Source organism: Alcanivorax xiamenensis (assembly GCF_009846745.1).
Lineage (GTDB): Bacteria > Pseudomonadota > Gammaproteobacteria > Pseudomonadales > Alcanivoracaceae > Alloalcanivorax > Alloalcanivorax xiamenensis.
This window is the reverse complement of sequence record NZ_AQPF01000039.1, coordinates 1-18,837: the sequence shown is the minus strand read 5'-3', so window position 1 is coordinate 18,837 and position 18,837 is coordinate 1. Positions and strand designations below refer to the sequence as shown.

Below are 18,837 nucleotides of genomic sequence, written 5' to 3'. Positions count from 1 at the left end.
GAATGACGAGCCATATAAAAAGGTCGAACATCAGATGCTCTGGCCGTCAATACAAATAAAACCGCCGCCGGGACTCAAGTAGCGCCCGCCGCCGCCGATAACCTGATTAGATAACGCAGGGATACCGTCGATGAGCTTGTTTTCCATTGGCCTGAGTGGTCTGAACGCGGCCCAGAACGCGCTGTACACCACCAGCAACAACATCAGTAACGTCTACACGCCCGGCTACAACCGGGAGCTGGTTTTGCTGGGTGAACGCGGGGTCGGCAACGGCGTGCGGGTAAACGACATTCAGCGTCAGTTCGACCAATACGTGGCCGAGCAACTGAATCAATCCACCAGCAACGCCAGCGCCTTGCAGGCCTACCAGACTCAGGTCAGCCAGATTGACAATCTGTTGGCGGATCAGGAGGCCGGCCTGGCTCCGCTGATCCAGAAATTTTTCTCCTCCCTGGAAGACCTGGCCGGGGCGCCTTCCGACCCCGCGTCCCGCCAGGGCGTGATCGGTAGCGCCGATACCTTGTCCGCCCAGTTCCGCTCGTTCCAGCAATACCTGGATGACATGCAGAGTGGTATTAACGGACAGATCAGTGACGAGATCACTCAGATCAACAACACCGCCGAGCAGATCGCCAATCTGAACCGGGAAATTGCCCTGGCCAAAGCCAAGCAGGGCGAAGCACCGAACGCCTTGCTCAATCAACGCGACCAGTTGGTGGCGGAACTGAGTGAGCGTATCGACGTCAAGTTGTCGGTGCAGGAAAGCGGCACCTACAACCTGAGTATCGGTAATGGCCAGCCGCTGGTGGCCGGTACCCGTAGTTTCGATCTGGAAGCGGTGGAATCAAAGACCGACCCGTCCCGTCTGGTGGTGGGCTACCACGACTCCGCCGGTAACCTGGTGGAACTGAAGAGCAAGAACATTCAGGGCGGTACCCTGGGCGGGCTGTTGAACTTCCGCGAAGAGACTCTGGATAAAACCCAGAACGAGCTGGGCCGTCTGGCGGTATCCCTGGCCGGGGCCTTCAATGAGCAGCACCGTGCCGGTGTTGATTTGAATGGCGACGCCGGCGGCGACATGTTCGCCATTGGTACCCCCCGCCTGTACAGCCACGCCGATAACACCGGCACCGCCACGCTGTCGGTTGCCTTTGGCGATGCCGGTGATTTGACCACCAGCGATTACACGGTGACCGTGGTTGATCCCGCCACCGGTGAGTTCGCCATTACTCGCAAGGACAATGGCGAAACCGTCAATGCCACCCTGGATGCCAATAACCAGCTCAGCTTCGGTGGCGTGGTCGTCACCATTGATGACCCGACACAGCTCGTCGCCAATGATCGCTTCGAGGTTCAGCCCACCCGGTATGCCGCCGGTGGTATGGAAATGCTGATTCGCGATACCGCCGAGATCGCCGCCGGCAGTGCCGCCGGCAGCGGCAACAACGAAAACGCGCTGGCGCTGCAGGAATTGCAGAACCAGTCTCTGGTCAGCGGCAACGCCACGTTCAGCCAGGCTTACGCCTCGTTGGTGGGGGACGTTGGCAACCGCACCAATATCGTCAAGGTGAATCTGGCGGCACAGCAGGGTTTGCAGGAGCAACTCAGCGCCGTGCAACAGTCGGTATCCGGGGTGGACCTCAATGAGGAAGCCACCAACCTGATCCGTTTCCAACAGTATTTCCAGGCCAACGCCAAGGTGATCGAAGTCGGCAGCACCGTGCTGGATTCGATTCTCGGCCTGCGTTAACCGGTCAAGGAGCCCTCGTTATGCGTATCAGTACGGTGACCATGTTCGAGCAAAGCATGACCTCCATGAACCGGCAGCAGGCGGACTTCATGAAAGTCAGTCAGCAGATAGCGTCCGGGCGGCGGGTAGTCAATCCGTCCGACGATCCGCAAGCCGCTTCCCAGGCGGTCCGCGTGGCGCAATCCCTGGCGCTCACCGAACAATATGGTGACGCGAGGGTCAGCGCGCGCAATGCGCTGTCCCAGGAAGAGAGCGTGCTGAACAGCGCCAGTGATTCAATCACTCAAGCCAAGACACTGATCCTGCAGGCGGTGAATGGCACGCTCAGCGACGCTGACCGGGATTCCGCCGCCAGTGAATTGCGCGGGATCTATGAAACCCTGCTCGGCCAGGCCAACGCCACCGATGGTAACGGCCGTTATCTGTTCGGCGGCTACCAGGACGACAGCCCGCCGTTCGTCAAAAACGGCGGCGGCGTGGACTATGTGGGGGATACCCGGGTGCGCCAGCAGCGCATCGATGCCTCCCGTTTGATGCCGGTGTCCGATAACGGCGAGGACATCTTCCAGAGTGTGCATACCAGTGCCGGCTATCTGGCTCGCGCCGAAGGCGGCAATAGTGGATCCCTGACCTTCACCGGACCGGACGTGGTTGATGTCGATGACCCGGACTTCGGTGGCGCCTTTACCATCGAGTTCGCCGACGACGGAACCGATATCACCTACAGGGTCAACGGAGGCGTGCCGCAACCTTATCAGGAAGGTGAACCGATCCGTTTCGGCGGTCTCTCCATGACATTGGAAGGCGCGCCGGCGGACGGTGACAGTATCGCGGTGGACAAAGCCGCCGACATGGATCCGGACTTGTTCGCGACCTTTGAGCGGGCTCTGGCGGTGCTGGAGAATCCGGCCTCCACCGACGCGGAGAAGGCGGCGCGTACCAACACCCTGAACAACGCACTGCGCGAACTGGACAATGGCCTGGACAATGTTCTCACCGTGCGGGCCTCGGTTGGCGCCCGCCTTAACGAGTTGGACGTGGTGGATACGGTGGCGGAGAACCGTACCCTCAACTACGAGCAGACCATGTCGGATCTGGTGGATCTGGATTACGTCGAAGCGATTTCCGAGTACGTGCTGCGCCAGGTCGGTCTGCAAGCCGCTCAACAGAGCTTCATGGGCATCAAGGGGATGTCGCTGTTCGACCGGATGTAAAGGGCCGGTTTCTCATGGCATGAGCCATGAAGCCGCTGAAAAACGTCATGCCGGACTGGATCCGGCATCTCCCGCTACGAAGTGATGCGCCCTCCAGAGGGGGCCGGGTCAAGCCTGGGATGACGGGGCTTTTCAGGAATTCCCTACGAAGTCACTGTGGGAAGCTTGCTTGCAAGCGAATCTTTGGGCTGGAAAGTCCATTCGCTTGCAAGCAAGCTTCCCACAGTCGATCTCTCCAAAGGCCTCTCAAACAGGGGATGCCAAACGTTCCAGCAGATGCTGCAAAACCTCCAGTCCTTCCCCGAACAAGCCCTGAAGAAAACGCCCAAGGTCCCCCATCAGTACGGTCAGAAGAAACAGCCCCAGGGTCAACGACAACGGGAAACCCACTGAAAACACCGTTAACTGAGGCGCGGAGCGATTCAGGATGCCGAGCGCCAGATTGGTGATCAGCAGTGCACAGACCAGAGGCAGCGACAGCATCAGACCGGAGGCGAATATCGTACCGCCATAGCGCACCAGCAGTTCGAAGCCATCGCTATCCAGACCGGCCAGCCCCACCGGCAGTGTCCGGAAGCTGCCCGCAAGGGTGTCGATCACCATCAGATGGCCGTTCACCGCCAGAAACATCAGCAGCGTTATCATGTACAGAAAACGCGATACGATCATGGTGTTGGCGCCGGTGTCGGGGGCCACGAAGGTGGCGAAGGCGAGGCCCATCTGCAGCCCGATGAAGTCGCCGGCGGCCATCACCACCGCGAACATGACCCGCAATACCAGCCCCATGGCCACGCCGATCAGAACTTGCTCCACCGAGACCCCGAGGCCGGCCCAGGACAGCACGGGAATCGCCGGGGGCGCTGGCAGATGAGGCACGATCGCGATGGAGATCAGCAGCCCCAGGCCAATCTTCATCTGCCGGGGCACGCTGGAATGGCCGAGCAACGGCGCGGCGCTGAAAAACGCCAGAATACGCAGAAAAGGCCACCAGAAGGCGGTCAGCCAGGTGTGCAGCTGATCGAAGGTGACCTGAATCATTGGGGTCAGGACAACAGCAGCGGCAGGTTCTGGAACAGCTCGCGGGTGAAGTCGATGATCAGATGCAGCAGCCATGGACCGGCCAGCACCACCACCGCGAACACACCGAGAATCTTCGGAATGAACGAAAGCGTCATCTCGTTGATCTGGGTGGTGGCCTGGAACAGACTGACCAACAGACCGATCACCAGAGCCGTGATCAACAGCGGCGCCGCCAGCATCAGCGTTACCATCATGCCCTGATAGGCCAGGCCCATTACCGCTTCCGGTGTCATGGCGTTCCTCCGGTCAGACGAAAAAGCTCTGCGCCAGCGAGCCGATCAGCAGTTGCCAACCGTCCACCAACACGAACAGCATCAGTTTGAAAGGCAGCGAAATGGTCGCTGGCGGCACCATCATCATGCCCAGGGCCATCAACACGCTGGCTACCACCAGATCGATGATCAGAAATGGAATGAAAATGGTGAAGCCAATCTGAAACGCGGTCTTCAGTTCGCTGGTCACGAACGCCGGTAGCAACACGCGCAATGGCACGTCCTCCGGCCCATTCAGGTTTTCCGCCTTGGCCAGCCGCGCGAACAGCGCCAGATCCGGCTCCCGGGTCTGCGCCATCATGAATTCCCGGAACGGCTCGCTGCCGACGCTGAGCGCCTGCTCGAAGCCCATTTCATCGTTGGACAACGGCACCCAGGCTTCCTGATAAACCCGGTTCAACACCGGCGACATAATAAAGAAAGTGAGAAACAGAGTGAGTCCGAGCAGAACCTGATTGGGCGGCGCCGACTGGGTCCCCATGGCGGTGCGGAGCAAACTGAACACGATGATGATGCGGGTGAAGCAGGTCATCATCAGCAACAGAGCGGGCAGGAACGCCAGGCTGCTGAGCAGCAACAACGTTTGCAGCTGGATCGACCACTGCTGGCCGCCGTCGGCGGTGGGCTGGCTGGTGAGACCGGGAATGCTGGCTTGCGCCCCGGCCAGATCAGGCAGCATCAGCGCGGACACCAGCAGGGTGGCCACCAGCAGCCAGCGCTGGCCGCGCTTCATGATCCGGTCCCGCGGGTTTTGCCGGTGCCGCCGGACCCTTTCCGCTCGCTCCCGTTGAGCGCTTTGGCGAAGCGCGCGGCGAAACTGATGTCCTGATTCGCGACGTCCCGATGCTCGCCCGCGAGCGCGGCTCGCTTCGGCGCCGGCAATTCATGAACCTTGCTGATGCCGCCGCCGCTAACGCCAAGCACCAGCCAGGTGCCTTCCACCTCCACCACGACCAGCCGTTCCTTGGGGCCCAGGGCGCGGCTGCTGACCACTTTCAGTGCCTGACCCTGACCGGGCAGGCTGTTGAGGCGGCGCAGCAGCCAGGCGCACAACAGGATAATGGCGACGATAAGCAGCAGGGCGAACGCGGTTTTACCGATCACCGCGAGTCCGATCCAGCCTTCACCGTGTTGTGTCAGGGTATCGGTGTTCATGGTTCAGCGATTCAGCTTCTGGACCCGTTCGGACGGGGTGACGATTTCGGTGATACGGATGCCGTAGCGATCGTCCACCACCACCACCTCGCCTTGGGCGATCAGGTATCCATTGATCAGAATGTCCATGGGCTCGCCGGCCAGGCCGTCCAGTTCAATCACTGACCCCTGAGCCAGCTCGAGCAGCTGTTTTATGGTGATGCGGGTACGCCCCAGCTCCACCGTCAGCTTCACCGGAATGTCCATGATCATTTCCAGATCGCGCGGCCCGGAACCAGACCCGGCTTCCGCTTCCAGTGGCTTGAACACCTGGCCACCTGCGTTGCGGGTGGCATCGCCGCCGCCGGTCGGGTCATCGCTGGCGTCACCGGCTTGCTGCTCGGCCAGGGCTTCGGCCCAGGGGTCGTCCTCGCCGCCACTGTTTTTTTCGTTCAACGCTTCGGACCAGAGGTCATCGTGGTCCGGCTGCTCCGGCTGCTCCGGCTGCTCGGGTTTATTGGGATCACTCATCTTCGGATTCCTTGGGTTGCGGCGTGGACGCTTTAACGAACGGGGAGCTCGAAGGTGGACCGGTGTGATCGATCATTCGCACCACGCGCAACGCCCGCTGGTCTTCACGGCTGCCGTATTCACACTCCATGACTGGAACACCGTCCACGTGGGCGCGGACACTGTCCGGTAGTTCGATGGGTAATACATCGCCTTGCTTCAGTGCCATCACGTCCGCGATGCGGCTGGCCACGGAAACGAACTCCGCCACCAGCTCCACCTCGGTCTGGCGTAACTCGCCGGCCATCCGCCGGGTCCAGCTTTGATCCCCTTCGCGGCCATTGGGGCCCAGGTTGGTGAGCACATCGCGTAGCGGCTCGATCATCGAGTAGGGGATGCACACCTGAAAGTCGCTGGCCAGATTGCCGACCTCCAGATGGAAAGTGGTATTGACCACGATCTCATTGGGGGAGTTGGTGATGTTGGCGAACTTGGCCTGTATCTCCGAACGCAGATACTGGACGTCCAGGGCGAAAACGGTGCTCCAGGATTCCTGGTAGGCATCGATGGCGAGGCGCAGCACCCGGCGAATGATCCGCTGTTCGGTATTGGTGAATTCCCGGCCCTCGGAGCGGGTCAGGAAACGACCATCGCCGCCGAACAGATTGTCCACCACCATGAACACCAGGCCGGGTGGAAATACCACCAGGGCGGTGCCGCGCAGTGGTTTCATCGCGATCAGATTGAGATTGGTCGGCACCGGCAGATTGCGGGCGAAATCCTTGAAACTCTGATAGCGCACGGAATCCACGGTGATATCGGCACTGCGCCGGATCAGGTTGAACAGGGCCACGCGGAAATGACGGGCGAAGCGTTCGTTGATGATGTCCAGGCTATGCAACCGTTCCCGGATCACCCGATGCTGCGAGGCCGGGTCATACGGTTTGACGCGCGATTCGTCGGCCTTGGCGCCGTCATCATCGCCGCCCGGGCCGTTCAGTAGCGCGTCGATTTCTTCCTGGGACAGCAGATCGTCTTGGGACATGGCGTTATCGTCGGGCGGCGTCGGTGAATATCGAAAGGCGTGTCATTGCACGATGAACTCGGTGAACAGAACATCGTCCACCCGCAGCGTCGGCTGGCCGCTCACCAGCTCTTCTTCGAACAGCGCGAGGATCTGTTTGATCAGTGCCTGTTTCCCTTCCGGCGTCATCATTTCCTCGGCCCGCTGGCCGGAGGTCAGCAACAGCAGCCGGCTGCGCACCTGGGGCATGAAATCATTGAGGAAGTCCTCGGTGGCGCTGTCGCCTACCTGCAGGGATATCCCCGCGTACAACAGGTGACGCCCGCACAAATCGTCGCGCAGGTTCACCGTGAACGGGTCGACCTTGACGTAGATCGGTGAGTGCGCGGTCCGCACCACTTTTGCCGCGTGCGTGTCGCCGCCTTTCTTATCCATCAGCAAATAGACATTGGCCGCCGCCAGCGAGGTGGTCATCACCAACAACGCGGCGATCAGCCACATCAGTTTCCGTGAACCTTTTTTTTCGGCCATGCTCATCCGCCTGATCAACTACTCCTCACGCCGTCGAGTATGCCGATGACGAAGCCATGACCATGGCTGGAATAGGACGCGCTAATGGGGTTATCTCGGGGTTTTAGGCTTGGGGAGAAGGGTAGCGGTGCATCATTCGCTGCCAAGGCAGTCTCCCACAGTGGCTACGTCGCTCCTCTTCCGTGGGAAGCTGGCTTGCCAGCGAATAACGGGCCGGAGCCCGGCATCTCAAGCGTACAAATCCACACCCTGACTCACCGACACAGTGCGAGTCGGAGAACTGGTAGGCTCGGGAATTTCGGTGTCGGTCAGTAGGGCGTTGGATGAGGCACCGGATTCCGGTTGTGCGAAATGGGACGGTTGCTGTTGCCCCGATTGCTGATCGCTGACACTGGCCTCACCCAGGCTGATACCTTGCTGCGCCAACGCCTCGCGCAGTTGCGGCAGCGCCTGTTCCAGGGCCTGGCGGACCTGGCCGTGGGCGGAGAAGAACTGGGCCTGGGCGCCCTGGTCATCCACCTTGAGGGAGACCGACAGCGGTCCCAGCTCCGCCGGATGCAGATGCAGTTCCACCCGATGTTCACCACGCTGTTGCCATTGTGCCAATTGCAGGCCCAGCTCCTGGCCCCAGCCCGGCTGACCCACGGTGGTGGTGAGGGCGGCGCTGATCACGGTGGGCGACGGTGTTGTCGGTGCCGTTAAGGTGGTGGGCCGCTCATTGGCGGAAGCGCTGATCAAGGGCGCATCCGCGCTGGTGGATGACACCGGCGGCCGGGTCGGGTCCATGGATTCCGCCGTGGCCGTGGGGGGAGGCAACGGCGGAGCGGAGCTTTGGTTTTCCATCTTGAGCCCTTGGGCATCCGCCGTGACCGGGGAGGGCGGCGTGACCATGGCTGGCGCGCGGGCTTCCCGTGATTCGGAACCCGCGTCCGCGTTCTCGCCGGCGGGTGTCGCCGGGGCGGCGGCCTGAACCATCGGCGTCAACGGCACCGTCACCGCTTCCGGTTCGTCTCCGGCCTCCCGGTCCGTGGCGTGCTCCGGCAATGCTTTCAACGGCCCTTTTACGTCACCGAGCAAGGGCGCGGTCAATGCCTGGCTGAGCGTGTTATCGGACAGCGGCGTCAGCGCCGTGGCGGCGGGGAGGTCAGCCTGAAGTCCGGCCGGCGCCGGTTGAGCGGCGTTCTGGCTCAGTAACCGCAAGGCCGTGGCGAAGTCCGTGCCTTCGGCGGGGGCAGCGTTCGTGGCGGGCTTCAGGCCACCGCCGGGCAGGGTCAACAGAGATTGAATGTCCATGGGGCTCCTCCGACTCTTCAGGTCGCTGTGCCGGGGCGCCGGCGTTGGTGCAGGTTGCCGGCGATGTCATCGGTTTGTCGCCGTTCCTGGCGGTGTTCCCGGTATTGCTGTTGCTGTTGGCGACGCGTCGCCAGGGTATCGAATGAGGACAGCCGCTGTTGCCGTTGACGCCAATGGTCCTGGCCGGCGTCGACGGCGCGCTGTTGCTCGTTCAATACCCGCCGTGCCTGTTCGATGGCCTGATCCAGGGAGGCCAGGAAGCGGCGATAGGTATTTAGCGTCAGTGTATCCATACCCCGGGCAAGAGCGTCCTGTAACCGGCCGGCGTACTCATTGCGGTAATTCTCCAGCGTGGACAATTGCGCCACGGTGTTTTGCTGACCGCGCCGGGCGTCGGCCAGGCTGTGTCCGGCCTGATCGCGGGCCTGGCGGGCCTGCTCGATCAAAGTGTCCAACGGCGACGAGGGTGTCATGGCGGATCTCCGATCAGGTGGGTCAAGGCGCCGTGGGCGTCCTGCAGCCCGGCGCATTCGTTGGTGTCCTGGCGCAGCAGCACTTCCAGGCGCGGATACAGCTGCACTGCTTGATCCAGCTGCGGATCGTGGCCGGGGCTGTAGGCGCCGACGCCGATCAAATCGCGGTTGCGCTGATACAGGGAAAAAAGCTGTTTGAAGCGCTGGGCCCGGCGTAGCTGGGCGGCGGGCACCAGCTGCGTCATGGCCCGGCTGATCGAGGCCTCGATATCGATGGCCGGGTAGTGGCCGGCCTCGGCCAGGGAGCGCGACAGCACCACATGACCATCGAGAATGGCGCGGGCGGCGTCGGCGATCGGATCCTGCTGGTCGTCGCCTTCGGTGAGCACGGTGTAAAAAGCGGTGATCGAACCACTGCCGGGGGTACCGTTACCAGCCCGCTCCACCAGCCCCGGCAACTTGGCGAACACGGACGGCGGGTAGCCCTTGGTGGCGGGTGGTTCGCCGATGGCCAGGGCGATTTCGCGCTGCGCCATGGCGTAACGGGTCAGCGAATCCATGATTAACAGCACGTTGTGGCCGGCGTCGCGAAAACCCTCCGCCAACCGAGTGGCGTAGGCCGCGCCTTGCAGACGCTGCAAGGGCGACGTGTCCGCCGGGGCCGCCACCACCACCGCCCGGCGGCGGCCCTCGGGACCGAGAATATGCTCGATGAACTCCTTCACCTCGCGGCCCCGCTCGCCGATCAGGCCCACCACGATGACATCGGCGCTGGTGTAGCGGGCCATCATTCCCAGCAGTACCGATTTGCCCACGCCGGAACCGGCGAACAGGCCCATGCGTTGTCCCCGGCCGATGGTGAGCAGAGCGTTGATGGCGCGGATACCGACATCAATCGGGGTGTCGATGGGCGCCCGGTCCATGGGATTGAGAGGAACACTGTCGAGACCGCCATGGGGACAGTCGCCAAGCGACGCGCCGCCATCCAGAGGCATGCCGTTGCCGTCCACCACCCGCCCCAACAGGGTGTCGCCGAGCGGAAAACGGCGAGTGCCGCCTTCATCGGCGAGTGGTAACACCCGGGCTCCGGGGGACAGCCCGTGCAGCTCCGCCAAGGGCATCAGATACAATCGCTCGCCGGCGAATCCAACCACCTGAGCTTCGGCGAACCCGCGCCCGGCCAGCTCAATGCGGCAGCCGCTGCCGAGAGGAACACGCAGACCCACCGCTTCCAGCACCAAACCGGTGGCCCGCACGATGCGGCCGCTCTCCCGGTAGGGGGGCGTGCTGGTCAGGCGCTGGCCGACCCGTTGCAGGGCCTCGCGCCAATGGTCATGGTGAGTCGTGGCCGTCAAGTTTCAGTCTCGCGCGGTTGGCGCCGCAGTTTGGCCAGCAGCATGTCCCAGCGGCAGGCGCGACTGGCGTCCCGTTCGCCGGCATCACCGGTGACCCGGCAGCCGCCCCGTTGCAGGTCCGGGTCGACCCGGACCTGCCAGCCGGCGGCGGTCAGTTCCGTGGCGAGATGCTCTTCCACCAGGACCAGGTCATCCGGGTGCAGCCACAGGCGTGGGTCGGCGCCCAGTTGCGGTTCCTGGTGGAGCAGCTCTCGCACCAGAGCCAGCACCTGCTCAGGACGAGCGGTAAGCGCCTCGCCGGCCAGCTGCTTGCCCACCGCCAGGGCCAGATCGACCAGGTCGTCGGCGATCTGCCGATCGAGGGTCTGGATCGCGTTTTGAAACTGGGTGGCGAGTTCGGCCAGGGGAGCGAGACTGGCCGCCGCCTGCTCCCGTGCTTGTTGCTCGCCATCGTGGCGACCTTGTTCCAGACCCTGGGTATAGCCTTGTTCCTGACCGGCCTCGAAACCGGCCTGGCGGCCCTCCTGGTAGGCCTGGTCACGGACCTGCCGGCGCAGGGCGTTCAGTTCGGAGCGCGCATCAAAGCTTTGATCCGCGGGGCGTTGTGGGCTGGCCGCCTTGGTCTCCGGACGCTCGGCTCGCGGGCGTTCCAGATCACCCATTCGCCAGCGTCGCCAGGACGCGCTCGGGGAGGTGGAATCAGACATACAGATCGTCCCCGCCGGAAAGTACGATGTCGCCATTGTCGGCGAGGCGGCGCACTATCTGCAGAATGGCTTTCTGTTCGTTTTCCACCTGCGAAACCCGTATTGGGCCACTGGCTTCCATGTCCTCGCGCAACAGAGAGGCGGCACGCTGGGACATGTTGCGCAGGAATTTTTCGGTAAGTGCTTCCTCGGCGCCTTTGAGTGCCACCATCAGCGACTTGGTGTCGATCTCCTTGAGCAATAGCTGGATGCTGCGGTCGTCCAGTTCCAGCAGATTCTCGAACAGGAACATCTCGTCAATGATGCGCTGGGCCAGATCCTCGTTGTGGGCGCGCACGGTTTTGATCACCGCTTCTTCCTGGCTGGAGTTCATCAGGTTGAGAATCTCGGCGGCGGTGCGCACCCCGCCCATCTTGCTGCGTTTGAGGTTCTGACCATCGAGCATGCCGCCGAGTACCTCGGTGAGCTCCTGCAATGCCGCCGGCTGCACACCGCTGAACGTGGCGATGCGCAATACCACGTCGTTGCGTAATCTCTCGTCGAACTGTTCGAGCACGTCGGCGGCCTGGCGCCGTTCCAGATGAACCAGGATGGTGGCGATGATCTGCGGGTGTTCGTCACGAATCATTTCCGACACCACATTGGCGTCCATCAGATTGAGCGCGTCGATACCGGAATTGCCGGCGTGCTGTTCGAAAATATCCTCTAGCAGACTGGAGGCCCGTTCCTGCCCCAGCGCCTTGACCAGCACCGAACGGATGTGATCGGTGGAACGCAGGTTGAGGGCGGCGAATTGCTCCTGTTCGTCGTAAAAATCCTCCAGTACCTGATGCATTTCCTCATGGGAAATGTGCTTCAGGCCGGCCATTTCCTGACTGATGTCCTGCACCTCTCGGGCGGACAGGTGACGGAATACTTCCGCGGCGCTGTCTTCGTCCAGGGCCAGCAAAAGAATGGCGGCGCGCCGGGCGCCGCTGGCGGTGCGCGCGCTGCTGTCAGGTCGACTCATTACGGTTCATCCAACTACGCAGGATCATGGCCACCATGGCCGGGTCGTCCCGGGCCAGGTCCTGCAGGTCCTTCAGATTGCTTTCGTACATCAGGGTCTTGCGCCGCTGGCGCCGGCGCCGGGCCACGGCTTCTTCCGGATCCAGGTCGTCGTCCTCGTCGTCGCCGACCACGGTGGAGACATTACCCCCCGCCGTCGGCCGGGGCGGCTCGGCGGGAGAGGCGGTATAGCGCTGTATCAACGGGCGCAGGATCAACCGGTAGAGCAGCAGGGCGGCCAGCGCCACCAGCAGATAGCGGCCCAGACCCAACGCCAGATCCACCCACTGCGGTGATTGCCACCAGGGCCTTTCCTCGAACGGCTCGGACAAATCGGCGAACGGACTGTTGACCACCTCCAGGCCGTCGCCGCGCTCCGCCGAGAACCCCATGGCGTGCCGGGTCAGGTCGGTGATGCGGTCGAGTTCCTCGTCGCTCAGCGGGGCCAGTTGAACGGTGCCGTCCTCGCCGGTCTTTTCCCTGTAATTCAATACCACCGCCACGGACAGGCGTTGAATGCCGCCCTGATGATGTTGGGTGTGGGTGACGTTGCGATCCAGCTCGTAGTTGATCAGATCGTCCTGGCGGACGCGCTGGGGAGGGGTGTCTTCCTCATCATCATTGTCGCCACCGTCGTTGTTGATCGGCGAGGCGGCTTCCCCCGGAGGCGTGTTGCTGAGCGCGCCGGGGATACCGCTGGCACCGCCGTCCGGGTCTTCATAAACAGCATTGATGCGTTTGCTGCGAATCGCCGCCGGGTTGCCGTCCTGATTCGGGCCGTAGCGTTCCTCGGTTTGCTCGCGGCGCCTGAAGTCGATCTGCGCGGTGACCTGGGCCCGCACATTGCCACGGCCGAGAATCGGCTCCAGGATTTTTTCGATGCGCTGTTGATAGGCGCGCTCCACTTCCTCGGTATAGCGCAGGCGGGTGCCGTCCAGATCATGGCCGGGGCCGGTTTCCCGGGACAGCAGGCGGCCGCCTTGATCCACCACGGTGACGTCTTCCGGCGCCAGTTCCGGTACGCTGCTGGCCACCAAATGAACCATGGCGTTGACCTGGGCGTCGCCGAGCGCGCGGCCGGGCTGCAGTGTCAGAACCACCGAGCCTTTGGCGGGCTGGCGGTCGCGGATGAAGACAGAGGGTTTGGCCAGCGCCAGGTGCACACGGGCCCGTTCCACCGGACCCAGCGCTTCGATGGAGCGGGCCAGCTCGCCTTCCAGGCCGCGCTGGAAGTTCACCTGCTCGGCGAACTGGCTGACGCCGAACGCCTGCTTCTCCATGATGTCCAGGCCCACATTGCCGCCTTCCGGCAGCCCCTGTTCCGCCAGTTGCAAACGTAGCTTGTGCACCTGATCGCCGGGCACCAGCAGGGCCTGACCGCCCTCGCTGAAACGGTACCGCACACCCTGTTGTTCAAGGGCGGCGATGATGCGGCCGCCGTCCGCTTCGGTGAGATTGCTGAACAACACGCGGTAGGTGGGAGCGCTGGCCCACAGCAACAACGCGGCGACGATCGCCCCCACTGCGGCGCCCGCCACCAGTAATGGGATAAGCGGATTGGCGCGCAGCCTGGCCAGCCAGGGAGCCAGCGGGCTGGACTGGCCCGTGGCGGTGGTGGCGTTGCCGGTGGACGCCCCGCTCATGATGGCCGGGTTCCCGCTTCAAGGCGGTGCGCGAGTCCGCGCCGGGGACGCTGTCGATGCAGAAGAACGCGATACATGATCACCCTTGCCTAACCTATGGTCGCTTGCGTGAACGGGCTTATGGAGCCGTGGGCTTTGCCATTATGCGTAGAGCGCCGCCACGCAAAGGCGAGAAAAGCCTGTCTTTTTGTCGTTAATTACCGGCATCGCGATTCGGACCGCCTTGCTAGTCTGGGCCCTATCAAAAAAACCGGAGACAGCGAAATGAGCACGCCGGAGATTCAATCCGTGCTGAGTCAGATGAGGCAACTGGCCGCGGATGCCGGGGGGGTGTCCGGTTCCGGCTCCACCGGCGGGCATGGTGATTTCGCCAACGAGTTGCGTGCGTCGCTGGAGCGGATCAATGGTTTGCAGCAGGCCGCCGGAGAGCAGGCCCGGGCTTTTCAGGCCGGGGATCCGAATGTGTCATTGCCGCAGGTAATGGTGGATTCGCAGAAGGCCAGTGTGGCGTTTGAAATGGGCGTGCAAATGCGTAACCGGCTGGTGTCCGCCTATAAAGAAATCATGAATATGCAGGTGTGAGGGAGCGCTTGACGCCAGACGCTTTGGAACACCGAGACGGAGAGCATGGCGGATGTAAATAAACGCATTCGGGGCTTGCCGAGGCGTTCGGGTCGGCTTTTCATCTTTTGGCGTCCGGCGTCCGGCGTCCGGCGTCCGGCGTCCGTCCGGCGTCCGGCGTCCGGCTTATACTTCCAAGCGCAACAGTCGCCCTTTCATTTCTTCCATGCGCTGATAGGCATTGAGCGCTTCCTCCGGCGGTATCTGGCGGATCACCTGGCCGCTCTCCCGGTCCACCACCAGAATGATGGTCCGGCCGGAATCATCACTGAGATCAAACTGCACACCGTAGGGGCGCAACACGTCGTTGATCCGTTGCACCGGCTCCACCAGGCTGTCGCGGTCCGGCTCGGGCTGGCGGGTTTGCGAATCGGTCAGGGGTAACTGAGCCAGCACCCGTTCCACCCTCTGCCGGGCGGATTGAAAAGAAAACTGTGACGGCAACGACGAGGCCAGCGGGTCCACCGGAGCGCTCATGGCGATGATCCTTATTGGTTTTCACAGGTAACGTCTGGCAGGAGTATCGGCGTGCCATGGAAAAACTTTAGAGGTTGGGGCGAAGTGCTGGCATGCCTGCATTCCGATTCGGCAGCTTCCCACCAACCAGACTACGAAGCCGCTGTGGGAAGCTGCCTTGGCAGCGAATGGGGCCACAGATATGAATTCACGCTGGATTTGCTGGCAAGCCAGCTTCCCACAGCAGCTTCGTGGCAATCTCCAAATTCATCTCGGCAAGGCCGCGGCGCCGCCTCCGCGTAAAGATTGTTCCAGCCAGGCGCGAAGCTGCAGCATGGCTGGCGTTTCTTCCCGCGATTTCAGTTTGGTCAGCCAGTAGCGGCCGGTATCCACGGCCAGTTCGAAGGGTTGCTTCACCCGGCCTTGTTTCAGCACTTCCTGGAACATCGTCACAGGTAACAGGGCCACGCCTTCGCCGCCCGCGGCGGCTTCCAGCAACAGGGCAGAGGAATCAAACATGCCGCCCCGGGGTGTCGCCGGTACCGTGTCGGCGGCCCGGAACCAGCGCTCCCATTCATCGCGGCGGAACGAGCGCAGCAGTGGCACCGCGTGCAAGTCCGCCGGTTGCTTCAACTGGTTCGCCAGCGCCGGGGCACAGACTGGCGACAGCGGCGCGTCCAGTAACGGAACAGCGTCGGTACCGTGCCAGGCGCCATCACCGAAGCGAATGAAGTAATCCAACCCTTCGGCGACGATATCCGCCACGTTGTTGTTGGTCTTCAAACGCAAATCGATGGCCGGGTGGCGATCACGGAAGTCGGACAGGCGTGGCAGCAGCCACCCCGAGGCGAAGGTACCGACCACGCCAAGGGTCACCACTTCCTGGAAACGGCCTTCTTGCACGCGGGTGACGGCGCCGCTGATACGGCGAAAAGCGTCGGTCAGGACCGGCAGTAGCGCCTGACCTTCATCAGTGAGCGCCAGCCCCCGGGGAAGCCGGGTAAAAAGGGTAACGCCAAGTTGGTCTTCCAGCGCCTTGACCTGGTGGCTGATGGCGGTCTGGGTGACGTTGAGTTCCTGTCCGGCGCGGGTGAAGTTGCACAGCCTGGCGGAAGCCTCGAAGGCGCGCAGGGCATTCAGGGGCAGTTGCGGAACATCCATTGGAGCGATTCTGGTCGAAGGCCAAGGTTTTCTCATATCTGAGTGGAGAATTGATCGTTTGTCAACGCGTTGGTGGCTTCCCATAGTAGCCGTCGCGACCGGACGGAAAGGGCCGAAGGCGCGGAAATGGCAAGGAGAACGGGATATGAACGCGGGACTGTCACGCAGAGGTTTTCTGCTGGGCTCCATGTTGGCGTTGCCGGCCATGGGGCTGGCGGCGAAGGCCACCGATCACGGTAAGGTGAGTGACCTGCTGAGTCGCCGGTGCCAGGAGTGGGAGCACCGGCATGGTGGCCGTGTCGGGGTGGCGGTCTGGAATCTCGCCACCGGCTATCGTGCCGGCCACCGTGTGGATGAGCGTTTTCTTATGTGCAGTACCTTCAAGGCGTTGGCGGCGGCACTGGTGCTGGCGCGGGTGGATCGCGGCGAGGAGAGTCTGGACCGGCGGCTGTTGGTGTCCCGGGAGGATCTGGTGGGCTGGTCGCCGGTGACCGGGAAGCGAACCGGAGAAGGGGGCATGACCGTGGCGGAGCTGTGTGAAGCGGCGGTGGCCTGGAGCGACAACGGTGCCGCCAACCTGCTGATAAAGAGCTTTGGCGGCCCCGGGGCGCTGACGGATTTTCTGCGCGAAAGCGGTGATCCAGTGACACGGCTGGATCGGCTGGAGCCGGAACTGAATGGTTATGGTGGTCCTGATGGCGAATACGACACCACCTCGCCTGCGGCGATGTTGGAGACCCTGCATCGGTTGTTGTTCGGCGAAGTGCTTTCCGCCCACGGCCGCGCGCAACTGGCGGCGTGGATGATCGCCAACAAAACCGGGGACCGGCGGCTGCGTGCCGGCTTTCCGGACGGCTGGCTGGTGGCCGACAAAACCGGCACCAGCGGCGATGAACTGGGCTACGGTAATGACATTGGTGTGGCTTGGTCGCGGGACCGGGGGGCAATATTGGTGACGGTGTATTGCGAGATGCCAAAGGCGGAAGCCGGAGCCCGGGACCGGATCATCGCCGAGGTGGCGGAGATGGTGAGTAAAGGGTAGAAGGGGCGCTTGCCCTGCAAGCCAAGCTACTGGCGCGAGAGTCCATTCTGTATTCGCTGCCAAGGCAGCTTCCCACAGAGGGAATTACGAAGCCGCTGTGGGAAGCTGCCTTGGCAGCGAACCGGTGTAGGGCGGCGGTCACAAAAAAGCCCCCAAAAAATGGGGGCCTGATGCGAAGGTGAGCGCAAAAGCAGCACCCGGCCAGGGGCCGGGCACCGATAAACATTAACCCAACAGGGACAGCACGGACTGCGGTACCTGGTTGGCCTGAGCCAGCACGGAAGTACCGGCTTGCTGCAGAATCTGCGCACGGGTCATGTTGGACACTTCCACCGCGTAGTCCGCGTCCTCGATGCGGGAACGGGCTGCGGAGAGGTTGGTTTCGGTGGTGCCAAGGTTGGTGATGGCGGACTCGAAACGGTTCTGCATGGCACCCAGCTCGGAACGCAGGGAATCCACGGTGCTCAGAGCGGTGTCCAGGGTATCCAGCGGATTGGCGGTGGCGGTCAGGCCAGCTTCCGCGTCGGCGTCGTATGCATCCTTGGCGGCTTGCAGACCCGCCGCATCGGTGAAATCGTGGGTTACCGCGCCGTTGGCTGCAACATCGGCGGCGGCAATTTTGTACATGTTGCCGTCTTCGTCCTTGATGGCGTACTCAGCGTATTTGCCTGTGGTGGAGTCGTAGGCGCCATAACCGTGCAAAGTAACATCACCGGCTGGACCGTTGGCAATGCCGCTCAGGTCGATCTGGTTGGTAGTGGTGTTGCCGGCGCCATCATCGGTGGTGATTTCGGTCAGGGAGCCGGACAGCGAGCCCACATTGAAGCCGCCGAGCTTGAGGGTGGTGGAGTTGATCTCTTTCAGGTTCAGGGTGATCTTCTCGCCATCATTGGCGCCAACTTGAATGGACAGATCCTGGTTGCTGGCCAGTACCTTAACGCCGTTGAAGTCGGTTTCTTTGGAAATGCGATCAATTTCTGACAGGCGCTGATTGATTTCGTCCTGGATGGAGGTCAGGTCAGAGCCGCTGTTGGTGCCGTTCTGTGCCTGAACCGTCAGTTCGCGGACACGCTGCAGGTTGTCGTTGATCTGGTTCAGGGCGCCTTCCGCGGTCTGGGCCACGGAGATGCCGTCGTTGGCGTTACGCTGGGCCTGGGACAGACCGGTGATCTGGGAGCTCATGCGGTTGGCGATGGCCTGACCGGCGGCATCGTCCTTGGCGCTGTTGATACGCAGGCCGGAAGACAGACGCTCCATTGAGGTTTGCAGCGCGCTCTGGGAACGGCCCAGGTTCTGCTGGCCGATCATGGCGGTAATGTTGGTGTTGATGACTGACATATCAGTGTCCTTTGCTGGTGACCAAATCGGTTTAGCTCCACCGGCGGCTCCCATCGGGAGCGCCGCAACGGCGCGGGCCGTTATTCAGTCTTTCGGCGGTTCGGCGGGGAGCTTTAGGGGGGGGGAGAAAAAAAGCCGGACGCCGGACGCTTGATGCCGGACGCTTTAGAACACCAGGTCGAAGAG

20 protein-coding genes are annotated in these 18,837 nt (G+C 62.5%); 4 read left to right on the top strand and 16 right to left on the bottom strand.

Annotated elements, in window-relative coordinates; translation table 11 throughout:
• Nucleotides 1-130 precede the first annotated feature (130 nt).
• Both flgK and flgL read left to right on the top strand, forming a co-directional pair.
• Entirely contained in the window at nucleotides 131-1,750 is a 1,620-nt protein-coding gene (flgK, locus tag A6D6_RS17185; RefSeq protein WP_159661377.1) for a flagellar hook-associated protein FlgK, read from the top strand.
• A gap of 20 nt (nucleotides 1,751-1,770) precedes the next feature.
• Nucleotides 1,771-2,964, top strand: a complete 1,194-nt coding sequence (flgL, locus tag A6D6_RS17180; protein WP_133491417.1) for a flagellar hook-associated protein FlgL — start codon at nucleotides 1,771-1,773, stop codon at nucleotides 2,962-2,964.
• A 246-nt stretch (nucleotides 2,965-3,210) separates the two neighbouring features.
• Here the strand turns inward: flgL and fliR are convergent, their stop codons facing one another.
• The 13 genes from fliR to fliF all read right to left on the bottom strand — a co-directional run bounded on the left by fliR (nucleotide 3,211) and on the right by fliF (nucleotide 14,033).
• Nucleotides 3,211-4,002, bottom strand: a complete 792-nt coding sequence (fliR, locus tag A6D6_RS17175) for a flagellar biosynthetic protein FliR (RefSeq protein ID WP_159661376.1) — start codon at nucleotides 4,000-4,002, stop codon at nucleotides 3,211-3,213.
• Nucleotides 4,003-4,007: 5 nt separating this feature from the next.
• Nucleotides 4,008-4,277: a flagellar biosynthesis protein FliQ gene (fliQ, locus tag A6D6_RS17170; RefSeq protein ID WP_133491415.1), complete on the bottom strand. Its 270-nt coding sequence runs from the start codon at nucleotides 4,275-4,277 to the stop codon at nucleotides 4,008-4,010.
• Between the two features lie 13 nt (nucleotides 4,278-4,290).
• Nucleotides 4,291-5,049 carry a flagellar type III secretion system pore protein FliP gene (fliP, locus tag A6D6_RS17165; RefSeq protein ID WP_500778906.1) on the bottom strand — a complete coding sequence of 253 codons (759 nt, stop codon included), beginning with the start codon at nucleotides 5,047-5,049 and terminating at the stop codon, nucleotides 4,291-4,293.
• On the bottom strand, nucleotides 5,046-5,471 hold the full coding sequence (gene fliO, locus A6D6_RS17160) for a flagellar biosynthetic protein FliO (RefSeq protein WP_159661375.1): 426 nt from the start codon (nucleotides 5,469-5,471) through the stop codon (nucleotides 5,046-5,048). Before fliO ends, fliP begins: the two co-directional genes overlap by 4 nt.
• A gap of 3 nt (nucleotides 5,472-5,474) precedes the next feature.
• Nucleotides 5,475-5,981: a flagellar motor switch protein FliN gene (fliN, locus tag A6D6_RS17155; RefSeq protein WP_159661374.1), complete on the bottom strand. Its 507-nt coding sequence runs from the start codon at nucleotides 5,979-5,981 to the stop codon at nucleotides 5,475-5,477.
• Complete coding sequence (fliM, locus tag A6D6_RS17150; protein WP_159661373.1) at nucleotides 5,974-7,005, bottom strand: flagellar motor switch protein FliM; 1,032 nt, start codon at nucleotides 7,003-7,005, stop codon at nucleotides 5,974-5,976. The genes fliN and fliM overlap by 8 nt, the downstream gene beginning before the upstream one ends.
• Before the next feature lie 42 nt (nucleotides 7,006-7,047).
• The gene (fliL, locus tag A6D6_RS17145) at nucleotides 7,048-7,515 is read right to left on the bottom strand and encodes a flagellar basal body-associated protein FliL (protein WP_201303827.1); all 468 of its coding nucleotides are present in this window, start codon (nucleotides 7,513-7,515) and stop codon (nucleotides 7,048-7,050) included.
• Between the two features lie 228 nt (nucleotides 7,516-7,743).
• Entirely contained in the window at nucleotides 7,744-8,808 is a 1,065-nt protein-coding gene (locus A6D6_RS17140; protein ID WP_159661371.1) for a flagellar hook-length control protein FliK, read from the bottom strand.
• Between the two features lie 17 nt (nucleotides 8,809-8,825).
• Nucleotides 8,826-9,281 carry a flagellar export protein FliJ gene (gene fliJ / locus A6D6_RS17135; RefSeq protein ID WP_133491409.1) on the bottom strand — a complete coding sequence of 152 codons (456 nt, stop codon included), beginning with the start codon at nucleotides 9,279-9,281 and terminating at the stop codon, nucleotides 8,826-8,828.
• Nucleotides 9,278-10,636: a flagellar protein export ATPase FliI gene (gene fliI / locus A6D6_RS17130; RefSeq protein ID WP_159661370.1), complete on the bottom strand. Its 1,359-nt coding sequence runs from the start codon at nucleotides 10,634-10,636 to the stop codon at nucleotides 9,278-9,280. The genes fliJ and fliI overlap by 4 nt, the downstream gene beginning before the upstream one ends.
• Nucleotides 10,633-11,343 (bottom strand): flagellar assembly protein FliH, encoded by a 711-nt coding sequence (gene fliH / locus A6D6_RS17125; RefSeq protein ID WP_236564145.1) that lies wholly within the window; start codon nucleotides 11,341-11,343, stop codon nucleotides 10,633-10,635. The genes fliI and fliH overlap by 4 nt, the downstream gene beginning before the upstream one ends.
• Nucleotides 11,336-12,352 (bottom strand): flagellar motor switch protein FliG, encoded by a 1,017-nt coding sequence (gene fliG, locus A6D6_RS17120; protein WP_159661369.1) that lies wholly within the window; start codon nucleotides 12,350-12,352, stop codon nucleotides 11,336-11,338. Before fliG ends, fliH begins: the two co-directional genes overlap by 8 nt.
• Nucleotides 12,339-14,033, bottom strand: coding sequence for a flagellar basal-body MS-ring/collar protein FliF (fliF, locus tag A6D6_RS17115; protein ID WP_159661368.1), 1,695 nt, complete (start codon nucleotides 14,031-14,033; stop codon nucleotides 12,339-12,341). The genes fliG and fliF overlap by 14 nt, the downstream gene beginning before the upstream one ends.
• A 264-nt stretch (nucleotides 14,034-14,297) precedes the next feature.
• Here fliF and fliE point away from each other — a divergent pair, with 264 nt between their 5' ends.
• A complete protein-coding gene (gene fliE / locus A6D6_RS17110) occupies nucleotides 14,298-14,615 on the top strand; it encodes a flagellar hook-basal body complex protein FliE (protein ID WP_133491405.1) in 318 nt (105 codons plus the stop codon).
• 165 nt (nucleotides 14,616-14,780) lie between these two features.
• Here the strand turns inward: fliE and A6D6_RS17105 are convergent, their stop codons facing one another.
• Entirely contained in the window at nucleotides 14,781-15,131 is a 351-nt protein-coding gene (locus A6D6_RS17105; RefSeq protein ID WP_133491404.1) for a flagellar protein FlaG, read from the bottom strand.
• A 246-nt stretch (nucleotides 15,132-15,377) separates the two neighbouring features.
• Entirely contained in the window at nucleotides 15,378-16,271 is an 894-nt protein-coding gene (locus tag A6D6_RS17100) for a LysR family transcriptional regulator (protein WP_159661367.1), read from the bottom strand.
• A gap of 145 nt (nucleotides 16,272-16,416) precedes the next feature.
• Here A6D6_RS17100 and bla point away from each other — a divergent pair, with 145 nt between their 5' ends.
• Nucleotides 16,417-17,313 (top strand): class A beta-lactamase, encoded by an 897-nt coding sequence (gene bla, locus A6D6_RS17095; protein WP_159661366.1) that lies wholly within the window; start codon nucleotides 16,417-16,419, stop codon nucleotides 17,311-17,313.
• Nucleotides 17,314-17,538: 225 nt separating this feature from the next.
• Here the strand turns inward: bla and A6D6_RS17090 are convergent, their stop codons facing one another.
• Nucleotides 17,539-18,651, bottom strand: coding sequence for a FliC/FljB family flagellin (locus A6D6_RS17090; RefSeq protein ID WP_133491401.1), 1,113 nt, complete (start codon nucleotides 18,649-18,651; stop codon nucleotides 17,539-17,541).
• Between the last annotated feature and the right edge of the window lie 186 nt (nucleotides 18,652-18,837).